Here is an 8,260-nt window from a genome sequence, read left to right as displayed (position 1 = left end):
GCTCGGGGCCGCCCGTCGCCCGCCCGTCCGTCACCACCACGACCAGCGCCCGCCGCGCCGGGTCCCGCAGCCGCTCCACCCGCAGCACCTCGTGGGCGCGCAGCAGCCCGGCCGCCAGCGGCGTCCGCCCGCCCGTCGGCAGCGACTCCAGCCGGACCGCGGCCGCGTCCACCGACGAGGTCGGCGGCAGGGCGACGTCGGCGGCCGAACCCCGGAAGGTCACCAGCCCCACCTTGTCCCGCCGCTGGTAGGCGTCGAGCAGCAACGACAGCACGGCACCTTTCACGGCACTCATCCGCTGCCGGGCCGCCATCGACCCGGAGGCGTCGACGACGAACAGCACGAGGTTGCCCTCACGCCCCTCGCGCGTCGCCTGCCGCAGGTCGTCCCGGCGCACCACCAGTCCGCGCCCCGACCGGCCCCGCGCCCGCTGGTGCGGCGCCGCCGCCTGCACCGTCGCCGCCAGGTGCAGCTTGGTCAGCGCGCCCTGGGGCCTGCGGGCCCCGGTGGTCCGCCCGTGCTCGGTCCGCGCCCGCGAACGCCGCCCGGCGGCGCCCTCGCCGAGCCCGGGCACGCTCAGCACCTTCGTACGGAACGGCTCCGCGGACCGTACGGGAGACTGCTCACCGGCACCGCCGCCGGAAGGCTGCGGCTCCCCGCCCTCCCCGGCCTCGGGCCGCCCGGCGGTGTCACCGTCGCCCTGCGGGGCGTCGTCGGGCTCCGGCTGACCGCCGGGGCCGCCGGGACCCGGGTCGGGGTCGTCGTCCCCCCCACTGCCCCCGTCCCCGTCCTGCCCGCCGAACTCCTCCAGCGTCTCGTCGAGCTTGTCCTCGTCCAGCCCCGGCGCGTCGAAGGGATTGCGCCGCCGCCGGTGCGGCAGTGCCAGCAGCGCGGCCTGCCGCACGTCCTCCGCCAGTACGTCGGTCCGCCCCGCCCACGCCGCGAGCGCGGTCGCCGTCCGGGCCATCACGATGTCCGCCCGCATGCCGTCCACCTCGAAGGCGGCGCAGGTCGCCGCGATCTGCCGCAGCGCACCGTCGCCGAGCCGCACCGAGGGCAGCAGCTCCCGCGCCGCCACGATCCGGGCCCGTACGGCGGCCTCCTCGTCGGCCCAGCGCGCGGCGAACGCGGTCGGGTCGTCGTCGTGGGCGAGCCTGCGCCGTACGACCTCCACCCGCTGGTCGGGCTCGCGCGAGGCGGCGACCTCGACGGTGAGACCGAACCGGTCCAACAATTGGGGCCTCAACTCCCCCTCTTCAGGATTCATCGTCCCGACGAGCAGGAACTTCGAGGCGTGCCGCACCGACACACCCTCGCGCTCGACGTAGGAGGCGCCCATCGCGGCGGCGTCCAGCAGCAGGTCCACGAGGTGGTCGTGGAGCAGGTTGACCTCGTCGACGTAGAGGATCCCGCGGTGCGCGTCGGCCAGCAGGCCCGGCTCGAAGGCCTTCACGCCCTCGGCGAGCGCCCGCTCGATGTCGAGGGCGCCGACCAGCCGGTCCTCGGATGCGCCGACGGGGAGTTCCACCATGCGCGCCGGCCGGGACGCGAAGGCCCCCGGCTCGTGCGGGCCGTCCGGGCAGCCCGGGTCGGGCGCGTCCGGATCGCAGGAGAACCGGCACCCGGAGACGACGTCCACCTCCGGCATCAGGGCCGACAGCGCACGCACCGCCGTGCTCTTCGCGGTGCCCTTCTCGCCGCGCACCAGCACACCGCCGACGGCCGGGGAGACGGCGTTCAGCAGCAGCGCGAGCCGCAGGTCGTCCTGGCCGACAACGGCCGTGAACGGGAACGGGGTACTCACTTCTCGTCGCCCTCCAAGTCGCCCTCGAGCTCCAGATAGGTGGCGCGCAGCCGCTCCAGCGTCTCCGCGTCCGGTTCGGCCCACAGGCCGCGGTCGGCGGCCTCCAGCAGCCGCTCGGTGATGCCGCGCAGCGCCCAGGGGTTGGACGTCTTCATGAAGTCCCGGTTCTCCGGGTCGAAGACGTACTCGGCGCTGAGCTTCTCGTACATCCAGTCGTCCACGACCCCGGCCGTGGCGTCGTACCCGAAGAGGTAGTCGACGGTGGCCGCCATCTCGAAGGCGCCCTTGTAGCCGTGCCGCCGCATCGCCGCCATCCAGCGCGGGTTGACCACGCGGGCCCGGAAGACCCGATGGGTCTCCTCGCCCAGCGTCCGGGTCTTCACCTGGTCCGGGGTGGCCGAGTCGCCGACGTACGCCTCGGGGGAGGTCCCCGTCAGGTGCCGCACCATGGCGACCATGCCGCCGTGGTACTGGAAGTAGTCGTCGGCGTCGACGAGGTCGTGCTCACGCGTGTCCACGTTCTTCGCCGCGACCGCGATCCGCCGGAACGCCGTCTCCATGTCCCCGCGCGCCGCCCGCCCGTCGAGCCCGCGCCCGTAGGCGTAGCCGCCCCACACCGCGTACACCTCGGCGAGGTCCGCGTCGGAGCGCCAGTTGCGGGCGTCGATCAGCGGCAGCAGACCGGCGCCGTACGCACCCGGCTTGGAGCCGAAGATGCGCGCCGTGGCCCGGCGCCGGTCGCCGTGCTCGGCGGTGTCCGCGTCGGCGTGGGCGCGGACGTAGTTCTGCTCGGCGGTCTCGTCCAGCTCCGCCACCGCCCGCACCGCGTCGTCGATCAGCCCGACGACGTGCGGGAACGCGTCCCGGAAGAAGCCCGAGATGCGCACCGTGACGTCGACGCGCGGCCGGCCCAGCTCGGCCGGGGGCACGATCTCGAAGCCGGTGACGCGGCGTGAGGCGTCGTCCCAGACCGGACGGCAGCCCAGCAGCGCCAGGATCTCCGCGATGTCGTCGCCCTGGGTGCGCATCGCGGACGTGCCCCAGACCGTGAGGCCGACGGACTTCGGGTACTCGCCGGTGTCGCTCAGATAGCGCTGGATCAGCGAGTCCGCGAGGGACTGCCCGACCTCCCAGCTCAGCCGGGACGGGATCGCCTTGGGGTCGACGGAGTAGAAGTTCCGGCCGGTCGGCAGCACGTTGACCAGCCCGCGCGTGGGCGACCCGGACGGTCCGGCCGGGACGTAACCGCCGTCGAGCGCCCGCAGGATGTGCCCGATCTCGTCCGTCGTCCGGGCGAGCCGCGGCACGACCTCGGTGCAGGCGAACTCCAGGACGGCCACGGCGTCGGGGAGTTCGCCGCCCAGCACCTCGCGCACCAGGGCCGGTACGGCCGCGGTGTCCCACGCCCGGGACTCCATGCCCTCCGCGAACCGGCGGCACAACTGCTCCAGCAGGTCGACCGCGTCGGCGGCGCTGCGGGACGGCCCCTCCACCAGGTCCGTCAGCTCCACCGGCACCTTCACCGGCGCGCCCGGCTCGGCCAGCAGCTCCTTCTCCACCAGCCCGAAGTGCGCGGCCAGCGCGGCCCGCAGGCCCGGCAGCGCGTTCGCCTGCCCGCCCCACACCTGCGAGGCCCGCAGTACCGCCAGCACGAGGTTCACGCGCGGCTCGCCGACCGGGCCGCCGCCCAGGATGTGCAGGCCGTCGCGGATCTGCACGTCCTTGATCTCGCACAGATAGCCGTCGATGTGCATGACGAACTCGTCGAACGCGTCGTCGTCCGGCTGGTCGTCCACGTGCAGGTCGTGGTGGAGCTCCGCCGCCTTGACCAGGGTCCAGATCTGCGCGCGGACCGCCGGCGCCTTGACCGGGTCCAGGTCGGAGACGAGCGCGTACTCGTCGAGCAGCTGCTCCAGCTTGGCCAGGTCGCCGTACGTGTCGGCGCGCGCCATCGGCGGTACGAGGTGGTCGACCACCGTCGCGTGCCCGCGCCGCTTGGCCTGGGTGCCCTCGCCGGGGTCGTTGACGATGAACGGGTAGATCAGCGGCAGGTCGCCCAGCACCGCGTCCGGCGCGCATCCCGCGCTCAGCCCGAGGCCCTTGCCCGGCAGCCACTCCATCGTGCCGTGCTTGCCCATGTGCACGATCGCGTCGGCGCCGAAGCTGTTGTCCAGCCAGCGGTACGCCGCCATGTAGTGGTGCGACGGCGGCATGTCCGGGTCGTGGTAGATCGCGATCGGGTTCTCGCCGAAGCCGCGCGGCGGCTGGATCATGACCACGACGTTCCCGAACCGCAGCGACGCGAGCACGATGTCGTCCCCGTCGACGTACAGCGAACCCGGCGGCTCCCCCCACGCCTCCCGCATGCTCTCCCGCAGCTCCGGGTCCAGCTTCTCGAACCACGTCCGGTAGTCGGCCAGCGGCACCCGCGCGGGCGCCGCCGCCAGCTGGTCCTCCGTCAGCCACTCGACGTCGTGGCCGCCGGCGGCGATGAGCCGGTGGATCAGCTCGTCGCCGCCGGACGGGTAGTCGGTGAGGGAGTACCCGGCGTCCCGCAGCGCGTCCAGGACCCGCACCGCGGAGGCCGGGGTGTCCAGCCCCACCGCGTTGCCGACGCGCGAGTGCTTGGTCGGGTACGCGGTGAAGACCAGCGCCAGCTTCTTGTCGGCGTTCGCCTTGTGCTTCAGCGCCGCGTGCCGCACGGCGATACCGGCGACCCGTCCGGCCCGCTCGGGGTCGGCGACGTACACCGGTACGTCGTCAGGCCCCTGCTCCTTGAAGGAGAACGGCACCGTGACCAGGCGCCCGTCGAACTCCGGGATCGCGACCTGCATCGCCGCGTCCATGGGGGAGAGGGCGGCGTCGGACGCCTCCCAGGCGGCGCGGGAGGAGGTGAGGCAGAGCCCTTGCAGTACCGGGACGTTCAGGTCGGCCAGCGCGCCGATGTCCCAGGCCTCCTCGTCGCCGCCGGCCGAGGCCTGCGAGGCGTGCGTGCCGCCGGCCGCGAGGACGGTGGCGACCAGGGCGTCGGCCCGGCCCAGCAGCTCGTACAGTCCGGGGTCCGCGCCGCGCAGCGAACCGCAGTACACGGGCAGGGCGTTGGCGCCGTGCGCCTCGATCGCGTCGCACAGCGTGTCGACGAAGGCGGTGTTGCCGCTCAGCTGGTGGGCGCGGTAGAAGAGCACGCCGACCGTCGGGCGCCCCTCCACGAAGGCCCGGGAGCCGTGGACGCCGAACTCCGGCATCTTCTCCGGCTCGTCGAAGCCCTCGCCGGTCAGCAGCACGGTGTCGGAGAGGAACCGGGCGAGCTGGGTGAGGTTGGCGGGCCCGCCCTCGACGAGGTAGCGCAGCGCCTCCGCCACCACCCCGGCCGGCACCGACGACTCGGCCATCAGCTCCGCGTCCGGCACGCTCTCGCCGCCCAGCAGGACGGTCGGGACACCGGCGGCCTTCAGCGCGGCGAGCCCGTCCTCCCAGGCGCGCTTGCCGCCCAGCAGGCGTACGACGGCGACGTCCGCGCCGTCGACGAGCCCCGGCAGCTCCTCCGTCACGTCGACCCGGGTCGGGTTGCCGATCCGGTAGGCGGCCTGGGACGCTCGGGCCGCCAGGAGGTCCGTGTCGGCGGTCGACAACAACAACACTGTGCTCATGCGGGCGCTCCCGGTGGAATGAAGGGCAGTCCTTGTGGCGCGCCGGACTCGATGAGCCGCCACAGCGCGTCCGTGTCCGCGTGGTGTTCGATCAGGTCGCCGAGCCGGTCGAGCTGCTCCTCGCGCAGCGCGGCGAACGAGGTGTCGGGGGCCGGCACGAAGCGGCGGCCCGCGGCGGCGGCCACCTCGCGCAGGAACGCCCGCCGGAAGCCGTCCGACTCCAGCGATCCGTGCCAGTGCGTGCCCCAGGTCTGGCCGACCCGGCAGCCGTCCAGGCTGTGTCCCTCGTCATCGGAGATGAACGCCTCGCCCCCAGTGACTTCGGCGACCCCGTGGTGGATCTCGTACCCCTCGACGTGCTCGCCGAGGGCCTCGCCCACCGGCCGGGTCAGGGTCTTCTCGCGGGCGAACCGCACCCGCACGGGCAGCAGTCCGAGCCCGTCCACGTGCCCGGCCCGGGACTCGATCTCGTCCTCGATGTGCTCGCCGAGCAGCTGGAAACCGCCGCAGATGCCCAGCACGGGCCGCTGTCCGGCCACCCTGCGCGCGATGGCGTCCGCGAGCCCCCGCTCCCGGAGCCACCGAAGCGCCCGGACCGTCCCGCGCGTCCCCGGCACGATGACGAGGTCCGCGTCGGCCAGCTCCTCCGGCCGGTCCACGAACCGCACCACGACACCGGGTTCGGCGGCGAGCGCGTCCACGTCCGTGAAGTTGGACATCAGCGGGATCGCGCAGACGGCGACCCGCAGCACGTCCTCGCCGACCGGCGGCGCGACGGCCGACTCCCGCACGGTCCCCCGCAGGGAGACGCGCAGCCCGTCCTCCTCGTCGATGCCGAGACCGTGCCGGAAGGGCAGGACGCCGTACGTGTGCCGCCCGGTGAGCCCGTGCAGCATCTCCAGCCCCGGCTCCAGCAGCGACACGTCCCCCCGGAACTTGTTGACGAGGAACCCGGCGACCAGCGCCTGGTCCTCGGGCGCGAGCAGCGCCACCGTCCCGAAGAACGAGGCGAAGACCCCGCCCCGGTCGATGTCGCCCACCACCAGGACGGGCAGCCCGGCACCCCGGGCGATCCCCATGTTCACGATGTCCGTCCGGCGCAGGTTGATCTCGGCCGGACTGCCCGCCCCCTCACAGATCACCGCGTCATACGTGCCCCGCAGCTCGGCCAGACAGTCCAGCACGGTGCCGAGCAACTGCTGCTGCCGCCCGCCGTGGTAGCCGCGGGCGCTCATCTCGCCGACCGGCTTGCCGAGCAGCACGACCTGGCTGCTGCGCTCGCCGCCCGGCTTGAGCAGCACCGGGTTCATCAGCGCGGTCGGCTCCACGCGGCACGCCTGGGCCTGCATGGCCTGCGCCCGCCCGATCTCGGCGCCCTCGCGGGTGACGAAGGAGTTGAGCGACATGTTCTGCGCCTTGAAGGGCGCGACCTTGACGCCCTGCCGCACCAGCCAGCGGCAGATCCCGGCGGTGACGACGCTCTTGCCGGCGTCGGAGGTGGTGCCGGCGACGAGGAGGCCACCGTTCATGACGTACGTCCCTTCTTGAGGAGGCGACCGCTCACGACGTACGTCCCTTCCCGACGGCCCCGCGCGCGAGCAGCCGCGCGCCCGCGCACACGCCGAGCGCCAGCCAGCCCACGCGCCGGGAGAGACGGACGGCCCGGTCGATGTCGCCGGAACCGGCCCGGACGGCGCGTCCCGCCGCCCCGTTGAGGACGGGCCGGTGCTCCACCCGCCCGCCGTAGGAGAGCGTTCCGCCGAGCCGTACGCCCAGGGCGCCCGCGAACGACGCCTCCACGGGACCGGCGTTGGGGCTCGGGTGCTGTGCGGCGTCGGCGCGCCAGGCCCGTACGGCGCCGCGCGGGTCGCCGCCGGCCACGGTGGTCAGTACGGCGGTCAGCCGGGCGCCCGGCCAGCCCGCGAGATCGTCGAGGCGGGCCGAGGCCCAGCCGTACCGCCGGTACCTGGGCGACTTGTGGCCGACCATGGCGTCCAGGGTGTTCACGGCCCGGAAGCCGAGCAGTCCGGGCACTCCGCCGACGGCGCCCCACACCAGGGCACCCACCACCGCGTCCGAGGTGTTCTCGGCGACGGACTCCACGACGGCCCGGGCGATCCCGTCGGCGTCCAGCGCCTGGGGGTCCCGCCCGCACAGGTGCGGCAGCCGTGCCCGGGCCGCCTCGACGTCGCCGGCCTCCAGGGCACGGCCGATCGCGCGGGCCTCACGGGCGAGCGAGGTGCCGCCGACGACGGCCCAAGTGGCGGCGCCGGTCAGGGCGACGGAGGCGGCGGGGGAGCGGCGTACGGCGCGTGCGGCGGCCGTTCCGAGAGCGGCGGCGCCTCCGGCGCACACGGCGGTGTGCAGCGCGCCCCAGCCCCGGTGGTCCCGCCACAGCACCCGTTCTACGGCACCGGCGGCACGGCCGAACGCGGCGACGGGGTGTCCGCGGCGCGGGTCGCCGAGGAGGAGGTCACCGAGAAGGCCGGCGGCGGCGCCGTACGCGAAGACGCGTTCGGCGCGCACGGCTCAACCGGCCGCGGGGCGGGAGAGCGTGTCGCTGGTGGGCCCGGAACCGGTGTACCCGGGACCGCTGTGCCTGGAACCGCAGCCGCGCATGGCGATATGTCCTCACTCAGGGTGTCCGCGCCCTGGTTAGAAGAGACCGGCGGTGAGAGTTCCTGGCTTCCGGGGGCTGTACCCCGGTCACAGTGGCGGGACCGCGCCGGATTCGCACCGGGCTTCCTCTCCTGCCGCCGTATTGGCTCCGGCAGTCCACCACGGCCCGCGAACACCCGTCAACCTG

General features: G+C 74.3%; 4 protein-coding genes and 1 riboswitch. All 4 genes read right to left on the bottom strand.

Features of this window, described 5'->3' with window-relative positions; translation table 11 throughout:
• On the bottom strand, positions 1-1,804 hold a 1,804-nt coding region (locus tag EBH09_RS07905), incomplete at its 3' end, for a putative cobaltochelatase (protein WP_121746337.1).
• Entirely contained in the window at positions 1,801-5,454 is a 3,654-nt protein-coding gene (gene cobN / locus EBH09_RS07900) for a cobaltochelatase subunit CobN (protein ID WP_121746336.1), read from the bottom strand. The genes cobN and EBH09_RS07905, both read right to left, overlap by 4 nt.
• Positions 5,451-6,983: a cobyric acid synthase gene (locus EBH09_RS07895; protein WP_121746335.1), complete on the bottom strand. Its 1,533-nt coding sequence runs from the start codon at positions 6,981-6,983 to the stop codon at positions 5,451-5,453. The genes cobN and EBH09_RS07895 overlap by 4 nt, the downstream gene beginning before the upstream one ends.
• Positions 6,984-7,014: 31 nt before the next feature.
• On the bottom strand, positions 7,015-7,980 hold the full coding sequence (locus tag EBH09_RS07890) for a cobalamin biosynthesis protein (RefSeq protein ID WP_121746334.1): 966 nt from the start codon (positions 7,978-7,980) through the stop codon (positions 7,015-7,017).
• A gap of 128 nt (positions 7,981-8,108) precedes the next feature.
• A riboswitch (cobalamin riboswitch) is annotated at positions 8,109-8,250 on the bottom strand.
• Positions 8,251-8,260: the final 10 nt, after the last annotated feature.

It is taken from the genome of Streptomyces sp. E2N166 (assembly GCF_003671715.1).
GTDB classification, from domain to species: Bacteria; Actinomycetota; Actinomycetes; order Streptomycetales; family Streptomycetaceae; genus Streptomyces; species Streptomyces thinghirensis.
This window is presented reverse-complemented; position numbering and strand designations above follow the sequence as displayed.